This is a genomic window from Neobacillus sp., assembly GCF_031988165.1.
Classification (GTDB): Bacteria; Bacillota; Bacilli; order Bacillales; family Cytobacillaceae; genus Neobacillus; species Neobacillus rhizosphaerae.
The window spans coordinates 65596-88588 of record NZ_DALZYO010000019.1 but is presented as its reverse complement, the minus strand read 5'-3'; the positions used below and the strand labels follow the sequence as shown (position 1 = coordinate 88588).

Here is a 22993-nt window from a genome sequence, read left to right as displayed (position 1 = left end):
ATTAATCTTTTATTACTGCATTCATGCCACCATCTTCTTTGGAAATGCACTTCATTCAAAGAATAAACGAACAAAATAAAGGCGGTGTGAGCAGAGCAGAGCTTCACTTAATTCGTCTCCTAATCTGTATATTTTTCACTACGATTGGATATAGCGATTTGTTTTTGCGGCGCTCCGCCCTTTATCCAAAACTAAAAGTTTCATAGGAGGTGAGCGGCTTTAGCGGATGAACCGATGAAGCCAAACAAGATGACACAAAAATGGAACCCTTCCCTTTTTAAAGATTTCCACAAACATGAGCACGATGCGTGCGGAATTGTCGCTTGCCTTGAAAAGAGCAAACGGCCAACGAGAAAAAATATTTTTGATTGCATAAATGGACTTGTGACAATGAATCATCGTGCCGGTTTTATTAATGGAGAAGGAGACGGTGTTGGCATTCATACGGATATTCCAACAGAGCTCTGGAAAGAAAAATTGCGCGCGAAAGGCCTTGATCCACTTCTAGTCGATAAAGAAGAATTTGCTGTTGGTCATGTATTTATCAGTCAAGAAGCAAACTGGTATCCGACTATTAAACAAGAATTGCTAAAAAAACTAGCAAAATATGAATTAGAACTAATTCTTGAAACCGATGAAGTAACGAATTCATCAGCCCTCGGCCCAATCGCGATTCAAGAAAATCCGGTTTTTTGGCAGTTTGCCTGTCTTTCATCCAAAAACGGCCAAGAATTAACGAGGGTCCTGTTCGAAACTTTAGTCGATTTTGAAATGAACGAACATGTTCATGTTGCCTCACTTAGCCAAAATCATGTCGTTTATAAAGTAATGGGTGCCGGAGACATTCTCCCACGTTATTATCATGATTTAGCAAACCCGCTTATTGCATCGACCATGACACTTGGCCATAATCGTTATTCTACCAATACTCTTTCAAGCTTTTTCCGGGTACAGCCTTTTAGTGTCTTAGGACATAATGGAGAAATTAATACGATCTCGAAGCTTCGTGATGAAGCGAGAATGATTGGTGTACCTCTTGTTAAAGACGGCAGTGATTCACAGGATTTAAGCCGAACGTTGGAAACTTTAATTTGCCGTGATGGTTATTCATTATTTGAAGCGATGGACCTATTGTTCCCGCCAATTATCAATGAAATAAAAGCTTATGCTGAAAATCTTCAAGATTTATACACCTATTTAAGAGAAGCCTGGGGACATTTCGCCCAAGGACCAGCTGGAATTATTTCAAGATTTGGTGATGAAGCCGTATTTAGTGTTGATGCCCTTGGCCTTCGTCCACTTTGGATGCTCGAAACCGAAAGCTCCTATTTATTTTCTTCTGAACCAGGCATTATCTCATCCAGTGAATACGTGAATGATCCGAAGCCTTTGGCACCTGGTGAGAAGGTCGGTTTCAAATGGAACGGTGAAAAATTGGAAGTTTATGAGCAGGACCGATATCAGGGTGAGGTTTATAACCGTTTTTCTCAACGGGTGAATATTAGTGGATCTAGATTACGTCTACAGCCGCCGTCACTAAGTAAAACAGTTACCATGAATTATCCTGACAAAATCCATAACGGCCAATATAAAGCCTTTGGCTGGGAACGTGATCATATCCAGTTAATCGAACAAATGGCCGAAAAAGGTGTGGAGCCGATTCGTTCACTCGGTCATGACGCCCCGCTCGCTGCCCTTAATCCTGAGAGAGTCAATATTGCTGATTATATTAAGGAAAGTGTCGCCGTGGTCACCAACCCCGCCATTGACCGTGACCGGGAAACTGAGCACTTTTCTACCAGGGTCATTATTGGCAAGCGCCCGACCTTATTTTTTAAAGAACAAACGGAAACGGTAATTGAACTGACTACTCCACTTCTGTTAGAAGGAAAAGCAGGCTTCACTTGTTCGGAGAACTTAGGTCAGCCTAGCTTTGATCAAATTGTCCAGCATTTTCAGGAGCAAAAATTAGCTGCCTTTATTTCAACTACATTTAATAAAAACGAATCGATTGATTCTGCACTAAATAGACTGACAGATGAAGCAGTTCAAGCAGTAAAGTCAGGAAAAACAATGCTTGTCCTTGATGATGCAAAAGCACATCAAGAAGATTTCTATTGGCTGGATCCACATTTAATTACGTCTGCGATTGATCAAGCGTTAGTTAATGCAGAATTAAGAAGGGATTGCTCCTTAGTTCTTCGTTCAGCTGCGATTCGTTCGCTGCATGACATCATTACTTCATTTGGATTAGGAGCAGATTTAATCAGCCCATACTATATGTTCTTAACCGTTTTCGATGAATCGACAAAACCACTAACCAATCTTTATAGTGCACTAACTAAAGGTTTGGAGAAGGTAATTTCAACGATTGGAATCCATGAACTGCGCGGCTATGGCAGACTGTTCTCAAGCATCGGTTTACACGAAGAGATTGCAAATGTGTTAAACATCGTAAATTTTTTGGGATCAAAAGAATTGGAAGCAGACTTCGAGGCTATGAAGCTTGATGCTGTAAAAAGAGCAAATGATTACCAAAATGACAAAGAGCGTATCGGAAAAACCTTCCATCTCTTCCCGCGCATTTGGAAGGCAATTGGTGAAGTTGCTGCAACTGGTGATTACAAGGTTTATCGTGATAAAATCTCGGAACAAGAAGCGGCGAATCCGACAACCATCCGCCATCTAGTTCAGTTAAAAAAGAGCAATAACCCTTTATCCCCTAACGATGTGGATATACGTGTTGGCGACCATGATTTACCGTTTCTTATTTCTTCGATGTCATTTGGTTCACAGAATGAGACAGCCTTTAGAGCCTACGCCGAAGGCGCTGACCGTTTAAATATGATTAGTTTAAATGGTGAAGGTGGCGAAATTAAGGATATGTTAGGCAAATATCCAAAAACAAGAGGACAGCAGATTGCCTCCGGAAGGTTCGGAGTAAACGCTGAACTCCTAAACTCCTCTAATCTGTTAGAAATAAAAATTGGGCAAGGCGCTAAGCCTGGAGAAGGCGGTCATCTACCAGGCTCAAAGGTTACCGCAAAAGTCGCTGAAGCACGTAACGCAACACTTGGTTCGGATTTGATTTCACCATCAAACAACCATGATATCTACTCTATCGAAGATTTAGCACAAATGATTCTTGAATTAAAAACGGCAAATGACCAGGCAAAAATTGCTGTTAAGGTTCCTGTCGTTCCTAATATTGGAACAATTGCTGTTGGTATCGCAAAAGCAGGTGCCGACATTATCACCTTGAGTGGCTTTGATGGCGGTACAGGTGCTGCGAGAATCCATGCCCTTCAATTCGTGGGATTGCCCGTTGAAATTGGGGTAAAAGCAGCCCATAATGCCCTGCTTGAGAGTGGCCTTCGCCATAGAGTAGAAATTTGGGCGGATGGCGGCATGAAGAGTGCGATGGATGTCATGAAGATCATGCTTCTTGGAGCAAACCGTGTCGGCTTCGGAACATTGTCAATGCTTGCTATCGGCTGTACGACCTGCCGCGGCTGCCATTTGGATACGTGCCATGTTGGGATTGCCACCCAGATTGAATCTGAAGCACAGGCTAAGGAGCACGGACTAAGGCGCTTTGTTCCACGGCAACTAGAATTAGCTGTTCAAGGGATCATGAATCTTTTCACAGCTTTTGGAAGTGAATTAAAAGCACTGTCTGCATCATTGGGAATCAGAAATCTACAGGATGCTGTTGGTCATTCGGAATTATTGGAGCAAGTAAATGGAGAACAGCAGCTTAGCCTTTCCTATTTGCTAAAACCACTGGAAATTAGCCAATTTACGAAAATAAAAGCTTCGAAATCAATCGAAGAAGTTCAAATGCAAGTAGCAGCAGGAGCTGAATATCTTGATGAAAGTGTGGAACAGCTTCATTCATCAAGAGAATTCTCCAGTGTTACCTCGGAGCAGCGAGTACTGGGAAGCAGAGTTTCCTGCCACCGTGTTCGTGGCAGACTGGATGGCTCATATAAGCAGTTGAAACCTGTAAAGCTTAAATATAAAGAAGGTTCCATTCCTGGAAATGGCTTAGGCGCATACAATAGTGAAGGTATCGAAATTACTGTTAATGGCGGCGGTCAGGATGGTGTTGGAAAAACCTCTTTTGGCGGAAATATCCATGTGTTGAAATCTAAAGGAAAAAATGGGCTCTTCCTTAATGGTTCCGTAGGAAAGGGCTTTGGATATGGTGCACAAAAAGGGCTTCTCGTGGCCCAAGGGAATGCCGATGCTCGAGCTGGAATTCGCCTCTCTGGTGCTGATTTAATCATTGGCGGCGCATTGAAAAAATCGCTTCCGGAAAAAGAAGCTGGGAATATTGGTGCAAATGCTAATATTAAAGGCTTTGCCTTTGAGTACATGACAAACGGACGTGGTCTTGTTTTAGGAGATCCCGGACCATGGATTTGTGCAGGGATGACCGGCGGTGTCATCTATATCCGCCACCAGCCAGAAATGGGTCTTACCAAAGAAGCAATTAAGCGAAGAATTGCCAAAGGTGCCAAAGTATCTGTTGCGGATATTAACGAAAAAGGCAAACAGGATATTAACGAACTTTTAGGCAAATATACGAATCTGCTTGAGGAGAATGGCCAGGGAGAAGAAGCGAATCAGCTACGTGCTTTGTTAGCTGCCCCTGAACACCATTTTGTTCAGGTACTTCCTGTTAAGGAACAAGCCGACCCATCCGTATCTACGGAATGATGATAGTATGCACTAAGTTTAAAGTCCGCTTATTTTAGCGGGCTTATTTTTGTCACAATATCCTACAATTTTCGGAATCAAAGACCTATAATTTCTCTTGATAATATGCTTTAATCCATGTATAGTACATAAATACTTACCATTGAAAAAAATTAATTATTTTTGAAAGGAAACCATTTGGAATGAAGTTAGGTGCCCGCATCTTAAAAACGGGAATAGCAATTGTTTTATCCCTATACTTAAGTCAGTTGTTGCATTCACCCTCTCCAGTATTCGCTGGCATTGCCGCCATTTTTGCGATTCAACGGACCATTTATCGCTCCTATTTAACAATCATTGAACAAATTCAGGGAAATATCATTGGCGCTTTGCTTGCTGTTATTTTTGTCCTCCTGTTAGGAAATCATTTTATTGTTATTGGGTTGGCCGCTATTATTGTGATAATTATTAATCTTAAGTTTAAACTGGAGAATACGATTGGACTGTCACTCGTGACGTTGGTATCGATTATGGAAACACAGAGCGGGAACTTTATTCAGTTTGCCGGTATCCGTTTCTCGACCATCATGATTGGGGTTTTTTCTGCGTTTATCGTTAATCTTTTGTTCATGCCACCAAAGTATGAAAACAAGCTTTATTTTAAAATTGTCAGCACAACCGAGGAAATTATTAAGTGGATTCGCTTAAGTACACGCCATGATTATGATCATAATCTTCTTAAAACAGATATTAAGAAACTAAAAGAAAGCATCAATACAATGGAGCAGTTTTATAAGATGTATAAGGAAGAACGAAGTTATTTGAAAAAAGACCTTCCAGAAAAATCAAGAAAGCTGGTTATTTACCGGCAATTAAACTTAACTGCTAAAAAAGCCCTTGATACCTTAAAAAAACTGCATCGTTTTGAAAACGAGCTGTTGCAGCTCCCTGAAAAATTCAAGCAATCGATTCAAGAACAGGTTGATAGCCTTATTTATCATCATGAACAGGTCTTGCTAAGATTCATTGGAAAAATCCCAACACCGCCTCCATACCCTGAGGATAACGTTTACTTAAATAAAAAGGAATTATTCGACTTCTTTTTAGCACATCAAAGAGAATTTGCCGGACAAAATAATCCACATCTCTATCATACGATGCAAATTGTCGCCTCGATTATTGATTATGGAGAACAGGTTGAGCATCTCGATACACTTATTACTAGCTTTCATTCCTTTCATCATAATGAAGTGTCGATTGATGATGAGGCAAAAGAATAGGAAAAACCGAAGCAGATTATTCTGCTTCGGTTTTTGTTTGCTCCAGCTGCTGTACTTGAAATAATTTATAATAATTCCCTTGTTTTGTCATTAGTTCGTCATGTGTCCCTATTTCCACGAGTTGACCGTGTTCAATCAGGACAATCCGATTCGCATGAGTGATGGTCGATAACCGATGGGCAACAATAAAAGTGGTCCGGTCCTTTGCCAGTTCCTCTAGTGATTCCTGGATGGAATGCTCGCTCTCTAAATCCAGTGCCGATGTCGCCTCATCAAGTATTAAAATAGGGGGATTTTTCAAAAATACACGGGCAATCGCAACCCGTTGTTTCTGACCTCCAGAAAGCTTAACCCCTCGTTCTCCTACCCTAGTGTTATAGCCGTCTGACAGGTTTAAGATAAACTCATGGGCATTGGCAGCTTTTGCCGCCCGATACACTTCTTCATCAGTTGCATTTGGTTTTCCTAATAAAATGTTATCTCGTACAGATTCGCTAAATAATATATTATCCTGAAAAACCACACCAATATTATCTCTTAGGGTTTGGACCTTAAATTGCCTTATGTCTTCCCCGTCTAAGGTTATTCTTCCGCTTGTTACATCATAAAAACGAGGAATCAGACTAACAAACGTAGATTTCCCGCCGCCGCTCATACCTACCAGCGCAATCGTTTCACCCTTTTTCACCTCTAAAGAAATGTCCTTCAAAACAAGATCCTCTTTTTTATCGTAAGAAAAAGAAACATTTTCAAACGAAATATCGCCATTTACCTGGCTACACACTCGTGCATCCGGAATGTCAATAATATCATATTCCTCGTCCAAAAATTCAAATACACGATCCATGGATGCAAAGGATTGGGTAATGGTGGTTGATGAATTGACCAATCTTCTTAATGGATTGTAAAGCTTGTCAATATAGGCAAAAAACGCAACCATCGTTCCAAGTGACAACTGATGCTGAATGACGAGATACGCAGAATAGCCAATAACAATTATTGGAGCAATATCTGTAATCGTATTAACAGCTGAAAAGGCCTTCGCATTCCAGCTTGTATGCTGCAATGCCTTCTCTAAAAAGTTCTTATTTTGCTTATCAAACTGTGTTTGTTCATACTCTTCAATCGCAAAACTCTTGATTACAGGCATCCCCTGCACTCGTTCATGTAAATAGCTTTGAACTTCGGCAAGTGCTTGAGAACGATTCCTTGTTAATTTACGGAGATTTCCAAAAAAGTATCTCACGGAAAAAGCATAGAGAGGAAACAGTAAAATTGAAACAACTGTCAGTTTTACATTCATCAAAAACATAAAAATAATGGCAATGACGATGGTGGCAATATCAAGCCAGAGATTCATTAAACCTGAAATGACAAATGTTTTTGTTTGCTCAACATCGTTAATGACGCGTGAAATAATTTCACCTACACGGGTATTTGAAAAATACTTAAAGCTCAGCTTTTGAATATGTGTATACATCGTATCACGAATATCATAGAGGATTTTACTCGATGTCCACTGGGCGAAATATTGCCGGTAATATTCAATGGGTGGTCTTAGGATAACAAAGATTACAATCATGACACCCATGATGAGCATCAGTTTATTAACCTTTTCATCATAAGAAAGCGAATGATTCCCAACAATATCATCAACTACATACTTAATTAACAAGGGGATGATGAGTGGTATTGAAAATTTGATCACACCAATGATGATTGTCCCAATTATTTGCAAGCGATACGGTTTAACAAATTGAAGGTACCTGCGGATACTGCTCAAGCTAGGGGACCCCCCCATTTCTTTTTTTTCTGTTTCAAAACAAACGAAAACCTGTTGATATGAAAATCAACAGGCGTTTAGGCTACTAACGTCTGTAAGTTAAATAACGCTCATACCAAATATCGATAAAATCTGGTGCAAAAGGGCCCTTCCGCTGTCGAATCCACTGAATAAGTTTATCGACATTTCGCTTTAAAATCTGGTCAATTACATCTGGATAATTCATCTCACGGCGATGGCGTTCATATTCATCCTCGTCAAGTAAATTAAAGGTCATATCAGGATACACCTTGATATCAAGATCATAGTCTATATACTTTAGTGCCTCACCATCAAAGATGAATGGTGAACTGATATTACAGTAATAATAAATGCCGTCCTCACGGATCATTCCGATTACATTAAACCAGTATTGCGAATGGAAATAACATATCGCAGGTTCCCTTGTAATCCAGGTCCTACCATCTGATTCAGTAACAAGTGTCCGATCATTTCCACCAATCACCAAATTTTGCGACCCTTTTAAAACGGTTGTTTCTTCCCAGACGCGATGGATGTGCCCATTGTGCTTATAGCTATGTATTTGCAATGGTTCTCCTTCGATGGGTACGCCCATGTTCTCCCCTACCTTCATTCCTGAACGCTTTGTAACCTATTCTAAAAACCAAATAAATAACGATAAAGGCAACAAAGTAAAATTCCTATTTCCTATTATTATAACGGTTAAGGACAGAATTTAAAACAAAAGAGCCATAATTCAATGGCTCTTTGTAAAAATTATCGAATTTTTTTCATCATCTTTATTTATCAAATTACATTGAAGGTGTTAAGTTCTTCTCTAGATAAGAATTTATTACCTCTTCTGTCTGCTTTTCAAAAATTAACTGAATCTCCTTCAACTCTTTTTTCATTAATTGAATATCAGTCTGAATACTTTCAAGGTCTGTGGCATTTTGGAGAGTCTGAAGCCCTTTTTCGATTTGTTGACAACGTTCAATCTCAGCTTGAACGTACAATAATTTTTCCATCGTCACCATTTGTTCGGAAACTAATCGGTTAAAATGATTCATTTCCCTCACCGCCTTATTTTTTCGTACCTAATATGTATTCTTTAACCAACACTAATTTCCTTTGACTACTTCTGTCGACTAAAAAGAGGTTTTGTCGAAAAAAGAAAAGCGAAAGCGCCCGTTTTGCGGCGTATGGACTGGAGCACTTCGACTGAGATAAATGTAAACTCGCCGACTGGCAAGCCGTTAGGCGAAGACAGAGGCGTAGTTGAATTTATGCGTTCAGAATTTAGGGAATAAATTCTGATTAGCTAAAGGAAACACGGAGAGCGCTAGCGATTCGATGTTGACTTATCGTAGGGAGAATTGCGAAGTACACTAGCCGCTGGGCGCTGGAGCTGGACAATTCTCAAAGTCCAATGATATTGAGTCTGATATTATTAGAAAAGCGGAAGCGCCTGTTTATCGACGATCGCTGGAACGAGACGCTAAGCAAAGTTCTTTAATCAATGAAAGAAGGCACCCTTTAATGAAAAAGAGCACCTTCTTCTTAAGTATTATTTTATTGTTGACCGAATTGGCCAGCATTTTGGTTTTTACTAGCTTCTGATGCTTGGTTTTGTTTTTTTACCTCTTGAGCATTTGTTTCACTTGCAAATTCAGTTCCAAATTGACCTGCAGCACCTGCAGCACCTGCACCTGCCTGAGTATTTTGTTGTTTCACTTCCTGGATATTTGTTCCAGCTGAAGTTTTGTTTGGCTGCTGATTGAATTTTGCCATTGTAATCACCTCCACGAGATTAATTTATCCATCTACGTGGAAATTATCCAAAATAATTAATTAAAAACTATTTAAACCAGTAATGATATTCCGCCGTCAACTATAATGGTTTGCCCCCTGATCATGCTGGAATCATCCGACAAAAGAAACATCACGCAATTGACCATATCATCAATTTCAACCATTCTCCCTGCAGGAGTTTTGTCTTTTGCCTCTTGCAGAAGCTCTTCACGATTTGGAAAATGCTTTAATGCCTCAGTATCTACTGCACCGCCTGAGACCGCATTTACGACAATATTCTTCGGTGCTAATTCAACGGCTAAATATCGTGTTAGAGCCTCAAGAGCCGCTTTAGAAACCCCAACTACTGTGTAATTTTCCAAATAACGAATTGCCCCCAGAGAACTAATGCTGACAATTTTCCCGCCGCCGTTTCTTTCCATCAGCTTTGCCGCTTCCTGCGCACAAAACAATAGGGCCTTACTATTGATATTTAAAGTCCAATCCCAATGTGATTCCTCAAGTTCCATAACTGGACGCTGAACGCCAGAGGCTGCATTATTAACGAATACATCTAAACGGCCAAATTCTTCTTCAATTTGAGCAAACATATCTTTTATTTTTGCTGTGTCACCAACGTTTGCTTTTACAACTAAAGCTTTTCTACCGAATGATTCTATTTGTTCTGCTGTCTCAAGAGCAGACTTTTTACTTCTCGCATAATTAATGACAATATCATATCCTTCTTGTGCTAGCCTAAGTGCAGTTGCCTTGCCAATTCCCCGGCTGCTGCCAGTAATGAGTGCTACTTTTTGTGTCATTTTTCTAAATTCCCTTCTTAATTCAAGTAATGCTATCATTTTAACTTTTCCATGAATAGAAGACAATTAATATTAAACACTAAGGGCAAAATAACATTTGAAAGGAAGATTGAGAATATGTATGCAGGACGGGATATGACCGAACTTTCAATGATGGCAAAATCAGAATGGAAAACGAGTGAGCTTGCTTTTTTCCATCTCTCCTTGCAGCAAATTGCTCCTTATTTAAATAGCGAAGGTCAGACGATACATCGGGAAATTATAAAAGAAATTGAGAATCGCGGCGGGATCAAAGTTATCTAATTGTGATGAAAGTTATATAAGAAAAGCGCAAGCGCCCTGGTCAGCGACGTAAGGGCTGGACTGAACCGACTGAGATAAATGTAAACTCGCCGACTGGCAAGCCGTTAGGCGAAGACAGAGGCGTAGTTGAATTTATGCGTTCAGAATTTAGGGAATAAATTCTGATTAGCTAAAGGAAACACGGTGAGCGTTAGCGAACCGATGTTGACTTATCGTAGGGAGGTGAGGGAAGCACTCTAGTCGCTAGGGCGCTGGAGCTGGACAATTCTCAAAGTCGAAAATTTTATCTTATCTTTTGATAAAAAAATAAACGCCGTTTTAATAGCGGCGTTCATTCCTCTAACTGCTCCTGATAAAGTCTGAGCATTTTTTGCGAAGAAACTGGAAAAGCAAATTCCTCCAGTTCTTCAAAGGTTACAAGCTTCCATTCCTCACTCTCTTGAAGCGTGAAAGCTATTTTTCCAGTATATACCCTAATATTCCAAATCAAATGTGAAAAAACATGCTCAATTTGCCCAATAATTTTCTCAAGATTAATTTTAAAATTATGGTTCTGGTTAAATAAATCAATGACCTGTTCCCGTTCATTTTGTATAGAATGATGAAGCTCGACATTAGGAAGTTCCCATAAATTTGCAAGCAAACCACTCTCAGGTCGTTTATGAATTAATATTTTCCCACTTTCATCGAAAACAATTGCCGCTGCAAGCTGGACGTCACGTGTCTTCGTTTTTTTCGTTTTTATCGGGAGTTCATTTTGTACTCCTTCATAAAAGCCTTGGCAGTGGTCACGTACTGGACATAATAAACATGAAGGAGAAGTAGGGGTACATATTAAGGCGCCTAGTTCCATTAATGCCTGGTTAAAAGCGGAAGGATCTTCATGAGAAATTAACGTGCGGACAGCTTTTTCAAATACTTTTCGAGTCGCTGGCTTGGCAATATCGTCCCAAATAGATAGAATGCGCGATAATACCCGCATCACATTTCCATCAACAGCCGGCTCAGGAATTCCGTAAGCAATGCTTAAAATGGCACCTGCAGTATATGGACCAACTCCTTTAAGTCTGGCAATTTCTTCAGGAGTGCTCGGTACTTCTCCATTATATTTCTCTTTAACCTCTTTAACAGCTGATTGTAAATTTCTAACCCTTGAATAATATCCAAGTCCCTCCCATGCTTTAAGGACCTTATCTTCATGGGCTTCAGCAAGATCTTCAATAGTTGGAAACCATTCAATAAAGCGATTAAAATATGGAATAACTGTATCAACCCTTGTTTGCTGTAGCATAATTTCTGAAACCCATACCTTATAGGGATCCTGGTCTTTTCGCCATGGAAGGTTGCGCTGTTCATTTTTAAACCAGGTAATTAAATCCTTCTGAAAAGCATTTATATTGATATTTTCTATATTTTCTTGTTCAATTAACATATCTTTTGTGCCTCCATTTTGTTAAACAATGATGAAATAGGGAATATAATAAAATGACATTTTTGTTTTACGATAATTCAATTTGTTTATTTTGACAAGTAGAAAAGCGGAAGGATCCGTTATCAAAGTTCAATGATTATGTTAATAGACCATATTAAAGGAGGATTTTCCTTTTGGATACTGGAACTCATGTAGTTATGGGCATTGCTCTCGGTGGTCTTGCTACGCTTGATCCATCCGTTGCAAGCAGTCATGCTACTGCAGCAAGTGTATTAATTGCGACAATTGCCGGTTCACAAATACCAGATATTGACACGGTTTTGAAGTTAAGAAATAACGCCATCTACATTCGCAATCATCGTGGTGTTACACATTCTATTCCAGCTGTCATTTTATGGCCGATTATCCTTTTGGCCGTCATTTATCCATTTTTTCCGAATGCCAATTTAGTGCATTTATGGGCATGGACATTTGCAGCTGTTTTTATCCATGTTTTTGTCGATATCTTTAATGCCTATGGCACTCAAGCACTAAGACCATTTTCCTCGAAATGGGTTGCTCTAGGTGTCATTAATACGTTCGATCCGTTTATATTTGGGATTCATGTGCTTGGTATTATTATATGGGTATTAGGGGCAAATCCTGGAGTTACCTTTTTGCTGATGTATGTAGTCATTATCGCCTATTATTTAAAACGGTATCAGGCGAAGAAAAGGGTATTGGTCGAGGTTAGAACGATTATTCCGGATGCCACAGAAATCATTATCGCACCCACGATGAGGTATCATCAATGGCGGATTGCTGCGATGAATCAAGAGCAATTTTTTGTTGGCACGGGCATTAAGAATAAAGTTGAAATTTTAGATCGGTTTATTCGTGTCCCAGTACCAAATACACCTGTAATAGAAGCGGCCAAAAAAGACAAAAACCTTTCTGCTTTTTTATCGTTTTCCCCGGTCTACCGTTGGGAAGTCGATGAATACAATGATTATTATGAAGTTCGTTTTATTGATTTACGCTATCGCAGTAATGGGCATTATCCGTTTGTCGCTGTAGTTCAATTAGATCGTGATTTAAAACGAATTAGCTCCTATACAGGCTGGGTGTTTAGTGAAAAGAAATTACGGAAGAAGTTGAGCATCATTCCAAGCTAAAAAAATGAGTGACGAATGTCATTCATTTTTTTATGGTATTCACCTCATTACCATTTTCTTATAACATAATTGAGATTAAAGGGACAGATACTATGATTACGTGGTAAGCATAGAGAATGCTTTTATTTACACGTTTTTCTCATTCCCTTTTATGGAGGTATAGCATGAGAAATAAAGTAACGAATTTCCCAAACCAAAATAACAACAAATTTGAGGGAGAGCCAAGAGCGAAAGCAGAATATGCTTCAAAAAGAGCAAACGGCACTATTAATACGCATCCACAAGAACGGATGCGCGCCTCAGGCGAACGCGATGATGAATCACCACAGGTTTATAAGTAGTGATAGGAAAGTTTTACTTTCCTATCGGCCAAGACAAACCAGAGAAAATTCTCTGGTTTGTCCCTTTATTATTTAAGCCCCTTTAATAAGGATATTGGCAAAGCCTCTTCTTTTCCATCGCCCTTAAGTCGATATCCCCACGCGAAAACACCGTTTAAATAGTCAATTTTAAAATATTGACCGGGGTCTCCTTCGATTTCATAAATTTCACCTGGCTTAAAGGTATCTGGGTTTGAAATGTATGCTCGGGCCATTAAAACTTTTCTTTCAAGAACAGCAAACTCATTAACCATGCCCATTTGCTCCGCTTTTCTCGCCTTCTCTTGGAGTTTGGCAATTTCTTCTCTTAGTTCGTGTTCCGTCATTTCACTATAACGTTTCACCTGCTGCATCTCTTTCACTCCCACTTTTCTCTTAATTTTAGTATAGTTATCTTTGTAGAATTAATAAAGGTAAAACTATTTTGAAGGAGACGACAAAATGAATACAATTATCGTAACTGGTGCAGGGTCAGGATTAGGAAAAGAATTAGCCGTGCTTTTTTCCAAAAAAGGCTTTCACATATTACTCACCGGCAGGACAATAGAAAAGTTAACTGCTGCGAAGCAAGAAATTGAAGCAAGCGGTGGAAAAGCCGATATCCTTCCCTTAGATATTCGGAATAATGAAGAGGTTTTGAAAAAAATAAACGAAATAAGCAGTACATATGAAATTTCTGGGCTGATCAATAACGCCGGTTTGGGGTATTTTGGTCCATTTGTGGAAATGGATGAGCAGCAAATCAGTGAAATGTTAGATACAAACATACTAGGAACCATTCTAATGACCAAGGCCGTATTGCCGTTACTTCCTAAGAATGGTGAGGGGAGAATTATGAATATTATTTCTACTGCCGGCCTACGAGGAAAAGTGAATGAAGCTGTATACGTTGCCAGCAAATTTGCCGTCCGTGGATTTACTGAAAGTCTGCAGAAGGAATATGAAAACAGCAGCATTAAATTTAATGCCGTTTATATGGGCGGCATGAATACCCCATTTTGGGACGAAAGCAACCACATTAAAGATAAATCACGTTTAAGGTCAGCTAAAGAAATTGCAGAAATCATTATGAAACAATTGGATTCAGATTCGATTATAATTGAAAACTCATGACGGTTTCGTCATGAGTTTTCTTCTTTTTCCGCCAGAAACCTTTCGATTAGCTCCATCGAAAAGCCTTTACGATATAATGTCTGTTTCATCTTTTGCTGATACTCGAATCCTGTTAATTGTGAAAACTTCCGCTGGGCCTTTTCCCCTTGATACCTGATGGCTTCCATTTCCTCGTCATCTTCTTTGTCCACTTCGGTCTCATTTAGAGCAATATGAATGACCTCAAAAGAAAATCCTTTTCTTTTCAGTAATTGTTCAAGTTTTTGCTTTTGAATTTTCAAAGACTCCTTTGAACCCTTTTGGAAAAACTTTTCAGTTACTTTACTTGCTTTTTCGATTTGCAGCTCTAATGGAAATTCTTCCAGTGCTTGGAGGCGAATTACCTCTGAAATTCCTTTTTCCTTTAACTCCAGTTTGATTAAATCTGGCCCTTTATCGGTCGTATTTACCTGTGTCCTCACATAAGCTAAAGCATATTCTTCATCATTGATATATCTCTGAGCTGTTAATTTATGGAGCACTTCATTAATAACTGGTTCATCTACTTCTTTTTGATTGAGGTAATCACTAATTTCTTTTTCTGACCTCATTCTCCTTGCCAAATAATTAATCGCTAGGTTATGCGCCTTACGAATGTCGTCTTGATATTGAATTTCCATCGTGGAAAAATCATCAAGCTCCATTCCTTTTTTTAATTGAAATTTGATTAATATATCGCTGTCGATACTAAAAGCAAATTCCTCACCTTTGCCGTAATCGATAAATACATTTAACCGATCTTGATTTTTTTGTTGCGTGGTGATTTTTGTAATTATGGCCATATCATTCACCTCATGACTACTTTACCATATTCTTCATTATTTAATGTAAAATAAATAGTTAGACGGACAAAAGGTTTTACCAAACAAGCTGTTAGAAAATGGCTATCCATTCCAATATCCAGAACTAAAATTGGCATTAAAAAATATATTTAACTAAAATCCGTATCATTCCTTTCACAAAAGGTAAAAATGGAAATAAGTACATAACGTACCATTCCCAAGTAGTTTTTGTTAGGCGAGCCTCTAAGGGCGGTTCAGGAGGTGTAGTTGCACTTATGCCTGTTAGGAAAATTAAACTTTCCTATCGGCCAAAAAATGTTGAAAGGAATGAGCAAAATGGCGGAAAAGAAGAAAAAAGATAAGGATAGAGGGAAATACACTTTATCAAGTATGCAAGAGGTAGCCTATCAACGCGAATTTAAAAGGGCAGACCGTGCAGGTGGTTATACAGATAGAAAAACGAAGCTATAGTCTTTATAGATATTTCCATTAATGGACCCCTCTCTAAATGTAAATGCTAGTAATGGGAGCATCTTCAGCTCTCATTAGTTTATAAAAGAGAGGGGTTTTTGTAATGGGACGGTCTCGAGGACATAAAAATCGTGATAAAAATAAAGGGTCACTTCCACAAGTGCCGAAGAACATGAAGTCAGATGGAATTGATGTTGAATACTCACAGGAACTCGCGGATCATGCAGATCTTGAGGCACAAGCACGTTCAAACGCCGCTAACCAGCGTGCAAAAAATAGAAAAAGATAGTAACGATTTTCTATAAAAACTAGCATGAGTTTCAACTCCCAACCTAAATATGGAAATTAATGGAATATGAATAGTACACCAACATAATTCGGGCGGTGTGAGCAAAATGGAGCTTCACTAACTCAAAGTGAAAAATATTTTTTTTCCGCTTAATTGGATAAATATGATTCATTTTTGTTGCGCTCCGCCTCTTTTGCACAATAAAAAGAGAAGCAGGTATGCCCTGCTTCTTAAGTATTTAAAAGGGGGGAAAATATTAATCAGCGAGTTCTAAAGAGAGGTTACCATTTTTCAAGCGATTAGAACTCGTTACTACTGCTGTTGATTGATTTTGACACCTTTTAGATGACCTTTTCTGATATAACCTTTGATAAAAGGTACAACATATCGGTCAAGTCCGAATAAGTATGCTCCAGTTCCTGCGAAGAGTAGAATCATTGCTGCTGTATAAAGAATTGGGTTTGTGCTAGTAGTACCTGCGAGCATAAAGTTTAAGTTCATAAAGGCCCCGGCAACTAATGCTGGAATAGTTGCTAATCCAGCGATTAATCCTAATCCAACTAGTAATTCTCCCCAAGGAATTAAGACGTTGAAAATTTGAACATTTGGGAGGGCGAATTGGCTTAAGAAGTCGGCATACCATCCTTGCACTGCAGGATGATCACCTGTTGCATTGGCCAATGCTCCTTTTAAAAATCCACCTGCATCAAATCCACCTGTTAATTTATGATAACCTGCTTCCATCCATTGAAGTCCAAGCCATACTCTTAATACTGTCCAAACAACTGCTGCTTGAGGGGTTTTGTACCATCTCATCACAATCATCTCCTATTATTTTTTGTGAACTATTTCACAAATTAATAACTAAATAGATTTTTATTCCCCTTTCGATGAGGGGCATTTCAGCTAGCTGTATCTGGTAGAAAATCTTGTGAATTGTTTCACTATCTTCTCTACACTTTTAATATACTCCCCTTGTATTGAAATGACAACGACTTTCACAGTTTATTAACATATTAATATTAGAAAATTGAATAGAATGTGAACTTATTACATCACATATGTTAGAAACCAATCCTCCATTCTTATGATAAAGTTGTGGATAATGTGCATAAGCTTGTTGAATACCTTCAAATCAATCCACAGCTTGTGAATAAACCTGTGAATAAATAGGAAGCTTCGCAAAACGTTCCTTTTATGTAGATTCGAGTCAGCATGGTGATACCGACTCTTTACTTTTCAGTTCCTCATCTAAAAGACCATTCTAAGACCGGAGTTCCTGCTCCACTATTCAGTGCTATTTTTTTTATACGAAGGATTGAAAATCATCCGTATAAGCGCATATTTCACCCAACCCCATTAGATCTTCATCGGAAATCTTCCAACTGTGATTTTCCGAGTTATGCCGGATGACAGCAAAATGATTACGACTGGTAGCATAGATAGTAAAACCTGCTTTTTTGGCTTGATCAATGAAAAAGTAATCCTCTGCACGATTCACTTTTTCAAAGCGGACGTAATGAAATACTTCTTTTCTAAACATTAATGTTGCCCCAGCCACTGTATCAGTGATGGAATTCTCTACACCTGGGACATGAATCAGCGCTTTGTTATTTTTAAAATAGATATAACACGAGCTCTTCCCGATAATCGAAATATTTTTATCCTTAAAAGCATCCATCGAACTAGCAATATACTCAGGACCATAAAAATCATCATCATCAAATTTCGCGATAATATCGTAGTTCGAATTCATCACCCCAAAATTTAAGCAATCACCTAAAGTTGCTTTTTCATGGAGCTGATAAACCTGGACATTTGGATAATTCCTTGCTTTTTCAATCCAACGATTAATATCCATCGAATCCTTATTTAAAATAATTATCAGCTCTTTATCCTGATAAGTTTGTTGTTGATAGTTTTTGAAAACATTTTCGATACATTCTTCCCTTATCGTACAAGTAATAATGGAAACCACATTTTCACTCCTTCCCACAGATTATGAGATTATGACCTTCTCCAAAAAATTAGTTAAATGTTTATACTTGTTCAGATTTTTTATCTGATTAATATCCTCTTGAAGTGCTTTTCTATCGTCTGAGCCATAGCCTGCAGCCCCTAAGATGTTAATATGACGGATATCAACTACGAGCATAAGGGTGATGGTCTCGAGGATGTACAGGAATTTTTCTTGGAATTGTGGTATCTGCTCCAGATTAGATTGCACGAGTAATTTATATTCAATTAAGATCTTATTCATTGTTAATAAATCTGTTAGTCTTGAAAGCTCTAATCCTAGAATTAGCACATCAACATCATGATGTTTTAGCGTAAACAGGCCAAAATTCCCAACAGCCTCTTGCCATTTACTTTCGCCAACAGGGTGCTCCTGGTGATAGGTTAACACCGCCCTGCTTACATGATAGTCGGCACCCATTTGATAAAGACGGTATCCTAATTCCCAATCCTCATAGCCATAATGGAAAAAATCTTCATCAAACCCACCAGCTTGGACGATAAATGCCTTCCGAATCGAAACATTCCCAGTTAGAAAGGCCATCCATGGAAACGCAAATCCTTGCAAATCGTCGTCAAAATTTTTAGTAATCTCTTTGAACCATGGGTATGCTTTAAAGGCCATTCCCCGGAAGGATCCGCTAGTAATATCACTTTTTTCTACTAATGGAAATAGCTCTTCACCAGGATAATTAAAGACTTGAAACCTCTTATTAATTTCTTTATTATTTTTTGTTAAAGCGCCAATCTTGTTAATTTGCTTCTCGGAGAATTCTGGAAAAATACATGAATAGAGCGCTTTGGAATGAATGGCCCCCGACAAAATCATGTTTTCTTTTGATTGGTGGGACTTATAATGATTTTCCACAAAATTAGCTTCGGTTATCATTTCTGCATCTAGAAAAATAAGAATGCTCCCTCTTGCTAAACGAATACCTAAATTTCTGCTCTTCGCTCTCCCCAACTTTTCTTTGCTGCGAATATAGATAAACTGATAGGGAGGAGAATAACTGTTAAGTTTCTCTGCTGTTTGATCTGTTGAAGCATCATCTATAAAGATGACTTCCATTTTTGCTTGATTAAAGGTTTGATTTTCAAGGGAGAAGAGAGACAATAGATTTAGTGGGTATTTATTACTGGAGGGAATAATGATACTGACTTCAATATCTAAGCTGCTCTGATTTTCGTGGCTCGGACTTTGCAGGCTTTGAGTCTTATTTCTTTGTCCACTCTCATGCTGAATGCTTTTTGAGTGTTTTGTTTTTTTTCTTTTCGAGCTACGGTCCTTACTTTTTTCCTCTCTCTTACTTTCTGAAATTGTTCTTTTTCTTTCAGTTTCTTTTGCAAGAGGAACAGGCCAGATGTCATAAAGCCCTTCTTCACGTTCAGTATGTTGTTTTGTTGGGCTATTTCCTAACATGACGCACCCCTTCTCTATATTATTTTAATAAAATAGATAGTCCAAATGGTCGAGCTTTTACACAATATGAACGTAATTTTTTTTTGACTAAACTTATCCCCAGTCATTTGCACATTTTTTCAATAAAAAAAAGAGCACTTGCTGCTCTTTTAAAGGATAGGATTTTTTATAATAAAGCTGTTAAAGCGGTATCTTTCAACAGCGTTTCATACTCCCCGAATATTGGATAGTAGACAAGCCCCCCTTGTTGATTCGCGAGCTGGTCCAACTCTTTCCTAGTTGCCTGGATGATAAAGATCTCATTAGCAGCTTGATCAATCCAGGTAATCGAAGGGGCTACAAATTTTTCGGTTTGCCCCTGTACTAACCAATATTCTTTTTTATTCCCATTTTTCTGTCCGATGTTTGCGGCAGGTGTCCCGGTGTAACTGCGCTTGGCGGGATGACTTTGACAGACATAAACCAAATCTTCAATCACAGCACTTGCGGTTGGAAACATTCCGGCACCAGGACCCTGGAGTGTGATTCTTCCCACAATATCCGAGTGGACATTGACTGCATTTTCTACTCCCTCAACATGGTAGAAAGGGTGCTCCTGACCAACAAGGACAGGTTTAACCGATGCTTTTATTTGATTTCCTGCCTTCGTAAGACTGGCAACATGTTTAAATCTCAAGCCGAATTTTTCAGCTGCGTCGATTAATTCACTTGTTATCGAAGTAATCCCTTCACGCTCAACAGCCTGCCAATTAGGTTCTTCCCCAAAGCTAATTCTGCTGAGAATCATTGTTTTATAAAAAGCATCATAGCCTTCAACATCATTTGTTGGATCCGCCTCAGCATAACCATTTTGTTGTGCTTGAAGTAAGCTTTGAGCAAAAGACTGCTTTTTCACACGCATTTCCGTCAAGATGAAATTTGATGTTCCATTTAAGATGCCTTGAACTTGATCGACGCGATTAATTTTTAATAACTCCCTTAAGGTTTGAATGACCGGAATTCCCCCTGCAACTGTTGCTTCAAAGCCAATGGAAACATGATTCTCATCTGCGAGCTCGATCAGCTCTTTTCCATGGTGGGCAAACATTTCTTTATTCGCTGTAATGATATGGCAGCCGCGCTTGATTGCTTTTTTCAAAAATGTAAACGTTGGTTCTTTATCGACGATGGCTTCGACAACAATATCAAGCTGGGGAAGGTCTAGGATTTCTCCAAAATTAGTCGTAACCAGAACTTCTTCACTTATTTCTCTTTCCTTCTGCTTATTTTTGATGAGGACAGCTGCCACTTCTACCTTTTTTCCTAAAACAGCTGTTAACTCTTCGCCATGGGATTGTATCGTCTTATATACCCCTTCACCAACCGTACCAAAACCTAGAATTGCCACTTTAATTACAGACATGCTTATCCACCCCTTCAAATGAATTGAGAATTTGACCACCAGTTTTTTTGAAAAATAAAACCCTCTTCATAAGAAGAGGGTTAGTTTCCTCCTCTTATCTTCCAGGTTAAAAATAACCTGCAGGAATTAGCACCTTTTCAAGGATTACCTTGATGGTTGCCGGGCTTCATCGGGCCTAGTCCCTCCGCCGCTCTGGATAAGAGTTTTATATATTTTTTCATTAATTTCCAATATATAAAAAGTATATTAGCTAAATTTTCAGTCAATGTCAATAGATTTTTTCATTAAAGCGGCAATATTGCAATAGCTTCCTTTGCATTGATTTTTTCAATCATCTTTAGCCTTACCTGCTGGTTGTTAGGTGGAACGATGAATGATGATGAGCTGAAGTTGATCTTCGGTAAAAACGGAAAACTCGCTTCGATACAAGCCAATCAGATCATTTTGATCATTTTTCCCAATCCACATATAGATCCGTTCTGCGATCGCGCCAGGTTGTGACCGAGCCGCGCTCGCGCACTTCGTATAAGAGTTCTAAATCAAGATCCGCTGTGATGACCATGTCATTATTGATTTCCCCTTCAACTTGAATGCCTTTTGGTGGGAATGGGATATCATTAGGAGTAATGATTGCCGCCTGACCAAAATTACTGCGCATAAAGTCAACAGTTGGCAGTGAGCCAACTGTTCCAGTTAAGACAACATAGAGCTGATTTTCTATTGCCCGGGCATGGCTTGTGTAACGGACACGGTGGAAGCCATGACGGTCCTCTGTACATGAGGGACAGAAAATAACGTCAGCCCCCTTTGCCTTAGCCATGCGAACGATTTCCGGAAACTCAATATCGTAGCAGGTCAGTATGGCAATTTTCCCTTTGTTCGTTTCAAAAATCTGAAATGAATCGCCTGCTGCCATATTCCACTCATTCACCTCTGTTGGTGTAATGTGAAGCTTGGCCTGCTCACCCACTCGTCCATCTGGATAAAATAAATACGCTGTATTATAAAGCTTACCGTCCTTTTTGATGACATGTGTTCCCGCGATTATGTGCATGGTTGTTTGCTTTGCAAAATTGGAAAATAATTCGTGGTATTGCTCGGTAAAGCTCGGCAAGTCATCTATAGTTAGACTTTGACCTTGACCATTGTCAATGGATAGGAGCTGAGTAGTAAAAAGCTCAGGAAACAAAACAAACTCTGCCCCAAACTCTTCAGCTGTTTTAATGTAATGCGCGCATTCGGCGGCGAATTCTGCAAACGATTGAATCGTATGGAGATGGTACTGTACAGCAGATACTCTTAATTTCATTTGTCTACTCCTTTTGGTGAGCTATGAAAAAATTATCTACTAATTTGGTTTTAGTTACAAATGAAATATAAAAGCCCGTCAATTGACGAGCTGGTTTCTTATTGTTGCAGTTTTTTTTCCGCAAGCTTAATTTGACCTCGAACCTGTTCCGGTGATGTTCCACCAAAGCTGTTTCGAACAGCCACAACATGCTCAGGTGCCAATACCACGTAAATATCTTCTTCAAATAACCGATTAAACCCCTGATATTCAGCAAAGCTTAAATCCAGCAAAAACTTATTAGACTGGATTGCATATAAAACAATTTTCCCAATGACTTCATGGGCTTCACGGAAGGGTAATCCTTTTCTTACCAAGTAATCGGCGATATCTGTAGCATTAGAAAAATCATTGTTAATTGCTTTTCGCATTACATCTTTATTTACTGTCATCGTCTCAATCATCGGTGCTAACAGCTTTAAAGACCCCTCTAACGTTTCAACTGTATCAAACATTCCTTCTTTATCT

Annotated in this window: 21 protein-coding genes, 2 pseudogenes and 1 riboswitch; of the genes and pseudogenes, 9 read left to right on the top strand and 14 right to left on the bottom strand. The window is 39.0% G+C overall.

From position 1 onward, the window contains the following. The first annotated feature begins 249 nt into the window (after positions 1-249). Entirely contained in the window at positions 250-4722 is a 4473-nt protein-coding gene (locus tag RTR43_RS13295) for a glutamate synthase-related protein (protein WP_312472563.1), read from the top strand. 182 nt (positions 4723-4904) lie between these two features. Then, positions 4905-5981 carry an FUSC family protein gene (locus tag RTR43_RS13290; RefSeq protein WP_312472542.1) on the top strand — a complete coding sequence of 359 codons (1077 nt, stop codon included), beginning with the start codon at positions 4905-4907 and terminating at the stop codon, positions 5979-5981. A gap of 16 nt (positions 5982-5997) precedes the next feature. Here the strand turns inward: RTR43_RS13290 and RTR43_RS13285 are convergent, their stop codons facing one another. The 5 genes from RTR43_RS13285 to fabL all read right to left on the bottom strand — a co-directional run bounded on the left by RTR43_RS13285 (position 5998) and on the right by fabL (position 10376). After that, complete coding sequence (locus RTR43_RS13285) at positions 5998-7764, bottom strand: ABC transporter ATP-binding protein (protein ID WP_312472541.1); 1767 nt, start codon at positions 7762-7764, stop codon at positions 5998-6000. Between the two features lie 85 nt (positions 7765-7849). Beyond that, entirely contained in the window at positions 7850-8380 is a 531-nt protein-coding gene (gene ntdP, locus RTR43_RS13280) for a nucleoside tri-diphosphate phosphatase (protein WP_248735945.1), read from the bottom strand. 196 nt (positions 8381-8576) lie between these two features. After that, the gene (locus RTR43_RS13275) at positions 8577-8834 is read right to left on the bottom strand and encodes a YgaB family protein (RefSeq protein WP_248735944.1); all 258 of its coding nucleotides are present in this window, start codon (positions 8832-8834) and stop codon (positions 8577-8579) included. A gap of 502 nt (positions 8835-9336) precedes the next feature. Then, complete coding sequence (locus tag RTR43_RS13270) at positions 9337-9555, bottom strand: gamma-type small acid-soluble spore protein (protein WP_312472536.1); 219 nt, start codon at positions 9553-9555, stop codon at positions 9337-9339. A 71-nt stretch (positions 9556-9626) separates the two neighbouring features. Further along, the gene (fabL, locus tag RTR43_RS13265; protein WP_248735942.1) at positions 9627-10376 is read right to left on the bottom strand and encodes an enoyl-[acyl-carrier-protein] reductase FabL; all 750 of its coding nucleotides are present in this window, start codon (positions 10374-10376) and stop codon (positions 9627-9629) included. A gap of 117 nt (positions 10377-10493) precedes the next feature. Between fabL and RTR43_RS13260 the strand changes: the two genes are divergently transcribed. Beyond that, positions 10494-10679, top strand: coding sequence for a hypothetical protein (locus RTR43_RS13260; RefSeq protein ID WP_312472535.1), 186 nt, complete (start codon positions 10494-10496; stop codon positions 10677-10679). A 331-nt stretch (positions 10680-11010) separates the two neighbouring features. Here RTR43_RS13260 and mutY read toward each other — a convergent pair whose 3' ends face one another. Further along, positions 11011-12111 carry an A/G-specific adenine glycosylase gene (mutY, locus tag RTR43_RS13255; protein ID WP_312472534.1) on the bottom strand — a complete coding sequence of 367 codons (1101 nt, stop codon included), beginning with the start codon at positions 12109-12111 and terminating at the stop codon, positions 11011-11013. Positions 12112-12284: 173 nt separating this feature from the next. Here mutY and RTR43_RS13250 point away from each other — a divergent pair, with 173 nt between their 5' ends. Continuing rightward, complete coding sequence (locus RTR43_RS13250; RefSeq protein ID WP_312472532.1) at positions 12285-13265, top strand: metal-dependent hydrolase; 981 nt, start codon at positions 12285-12287, stop codon at positions 13263-13265. 164 nt (positions 13266-13429) lie between these two features. After that, on the top strand, positions 13430-13606 hold the full coding sequence (locus tag RTR43_RS13245; RefSeq protein WP_248735938.1) for a small, acid-soluble spore protein K: 177 nt from the start codon (positions 13430-13432) through the stop codon (positions 13604-13606). Positions 13607-13674: 68 nt separating this feature from the next. Here RTR43_RS13245 and RTR43_RS13240 read toward each other — a convergent pair whose 3' ends face one another. Continuing rightward, positions 13675-13998: a YfhH family protein gene (locus tag RTR43_RS13240; protein ID WP_312472529.1), complete on the bottom strand. Its 324-nt coding sequence runs from the start codon at positions 13996-13998 to the stop codon at positions 13675-13677. A gap of 88 nt (positions 13999-14086) precedes the next feature. Here RTR43_RS13240 and RTR43_RS13235 point away from each other — a divergent pair, with 88 nt between their 5' ends. Further along, a complete protein-coding gene (locus tag RTR43_RS13235) occupies positions 14087-14758 on the top strand; it encodes an SDR family NAD(P)-dependent oxidoreductase (RefSeq protein WP_312472528.1) in 672 nt (223 codons plus the stop codon). A gap of 8 nt (positions 14759-14766) precedes the next feature. Here the strand turns inward: RTR43_RS13235 and recX are convergent, their stop codons facing one another. Beyond that, positions 14767-15579 (bottom strand): recombination regulator RecX, encoded by an 813-nt coding sequence (gene recX / locus RTR43_RS13230; RefSeq protein WP_312472526.1) that lies wholly within the window; start codon positions 15577-15579, stop codon positions 14767-14769. Between the two features lie 70 nt (positions 15580-15649). On the opposite strand from recX, the pseudogene RTR43_RS13225 reads away from it, so the two are divergent. The 3 genes and pseudogenes from RTR43_RS13225 to RTR43_RS13215 all read left to right on the top strand — a co-directional run. After that, positions 15650-15736, top strand: a pseudogene (locus tag RTR43_RS13225) (DUF1731 domain-containing protein); the annotation flags it as partial. A gap of 179 nt (positions 15737-15915) precedes the next feature. Then, entirely contained in the window at positions 15916-16050 is a 135-nt protein-coding gene (locus RTR43_RS13220) for a YfhE family protein (RefSeq protein WP_248735933.1), read from the top strand. A gap of 103 nt (positions 16051-16153) precedes the next feature. Further along, positions 16154-16339: a YfhD family protein gene (locus RTR43_RS13215; protein WP_312472524.1), complete on the top strand. Its 186-nt coding sequence runs from the start codon at positions 16154-16156 to the stop codon at positions 16337-16339. Between the two features lie 312 nt (positions 16340-16651). Here RTR43_RS13215 and RTR43_RS13210 read toward each other — a convergent pair whose 3' ends face one another. The 6 genes and pseudogenes from RTR43_RS13210 to RTR43_RS13185 form a co-directional block, all read right to left on the bottom strand. After that, the gene (locus RTR43_RS13210; RefSeq protein WP_312472523.1) at positions 16652-17155 is read right to left on the bottom strand and encodes a DoxX family membrane protein; all 504 of its coding nucleotides are present in this window, start codon (positions 17153-17155) and stop codon (positions 16652-16654) included. A 490-nt stretch (positions 17156-17645) separates the two neighbouring features. Then, complete coding sequence (locus tag RTR43_RS13205; RefSeq protein WP_312472522.1) at positions 17646-18317, bottom strand: glycosyltransferase family 2 protein; 672 nt, start codon at positions 18315-18317, stop codon at positions 17646-17648. 21 nt (positions 18318-18338) lie between these two features. Beyond that, positions 18339-19775, bottom strand: a complete 1437-nt coding sequence (locus RTR43_RS13200) for a glycosyltransferase family 2 protein (protein ID WP_312472520.1) — start codon at positions 19773-19775, stop codon at positions 18339-18341. Between the two features lie 166 nt (positions 19776-19941). Beyond that, complete coding sequence (locus RTR43_RS13195; RefSeq protein ID WP_312472518.1) at positions 19942-21177, bottom strand: homoserine dehydrogenase; 1236 nt, start codon at positions 21175-21177, stop codon at positions 19942-19944. A gap of 91 nt (positions 21178-21268) precedes the next feature. Then, positions 21269-21380: riboswitch (SAM riboswitch) on the bottom strand. Between the two features lie 245 nt (positions 21381-21625). Beyond that, on the bottom strand, positions 21626-22486 hold the full coding sequence (locus tag RTR43_RS13190) for a carbon-nitrogen hydrolase family protein (RefSeq protein WP_312472517.1): 861 nt from the start codon (positions 22484-22486) through the stop codon (positions 21626-21628). 98 nt (positions 22487-22584) lie between these two features. Further along, positions 22585-22993 (bottom strand): annotated as a pseudogene (locus RTR43_RS13185) (argininosuccinate lyase); the annotation flags it as partial.

Coding starts and splice junctions, on each gene's coding strand:
- RTR43_RS13295 (WP_312472563.1), top strand. CDS start 250: ATGACACAAAAATGGAACCCTTCCCTTTTTAAAGATTTCCACAAACAT.
- RTR43_RS13290 (WP_312472542.1), top strand. CDS start 4,905: ATGAAGTTAGGTGCCCGCATCTTAAAAACGGGAATAGCAATTGTTTTA.
- ntdP (WP_248735945.1), bottom strand. CDS start 8,380: ATGGGCGTACCCATCGAAGGAGAACCATTGCAAATACATAGCTATAAG.
- RTR43_RS13275 (WP_248735944.1), bottom strand. CDS start 8,834: ATGAATCATTTTAACCGATTAGTTTCCGAACAAATGGTGACGATGGAA.
- RTR43_RS13270 (WP_312472536.1), bottom strand. CDS start 9,555: ATGGCAAAATTCAATCAGCAGCCAAACAAAACTTCAGCTGGAACAAAT.
- fabL (WP_248735942.1), bottom strand. CDS start 10,376: ATGACACAAAAAGTAGCACTCATTACTGGCAGCAGCCGGGGAATTGGC.
- RTR43_RS13260 (WP_312472535.1), top strand. CDS start 10,494: ATGTATGCAGGACGGGATATGACCGAACTTTCAATGATGGCAAAATCA.
- mutY (WP_312472534.1), bottom strand. CDS start 12,111: ATGTTAATTGAACAAGAAAATATAGAAAATATCAATATAAATGCTTTT.
- RTR43_RS13245 (WP_248735938.1), top strand. CDS start 13,430: ATGAGAAATAAAGTAACGAATTTCCCAAACCAAAATAACAACAAATTT.
- RTR43_RS13240 (WP_312472529.1), bottom strand. CDS start 13,998: ATGCAGCAGGTGAAACGTTATAGTGAAATGACGGAACACGAACTAAGA.
- RTR43_RS13235 (WP_312472528.1), top strand. CDS start 14,087: ATGAATACAATTATCGTAACTGGTGCAGGGTCAGGATTAGGAAAAGAA.
- recX (WP_312472526.1), bottom strand. CDS start 15,579: ATGGCCATAATTACAAAAATCACCACGCAACAAAAAAATCAAGATCGG.
- RTR43_RS13220 (WP_248735933.1), top strand. CDS start 15,916: ATGGCGGAAAAGAAGAAAAAAGATAAGGATAGAGGGAAATACACTTTA.
- RTR43_RS13215 (WP_312472524.1), top strand. CDS start 16,154: ATGGGACGGTCTCGAGGACATAAAAATCGTGATAAAAATAAAGGGTCA.
- RTR43_RS13210 (WP_312472523.1), bottom strand. CDS start 17,155: ATGAGATGGTACAAAACCCCTCAAGCAGCAGTTGTTTGGACAGTATTA.
- RTR43_RS13200 (WP_312472520.1), bottom strand. CDS start 19,775: ATGTTAGGAAATAGCCCAACAAAACAACATACTGAACGTGAAGAAGGG.
- RTR43_RS13195 (WP_312472518.1), bottom strand. CDS start 21,177: ATGTCTGTAATTAAAGTGGCAATTCTAGGTTTTGGTACGGTTGGTGAA.
- RTR43_RS13190 (WP_312472517.1), bottom strand. CDS start 22,486: ATGAAATTAAGAGTATCTGCTGTACAGTACCATCTCCATACGATTCAA.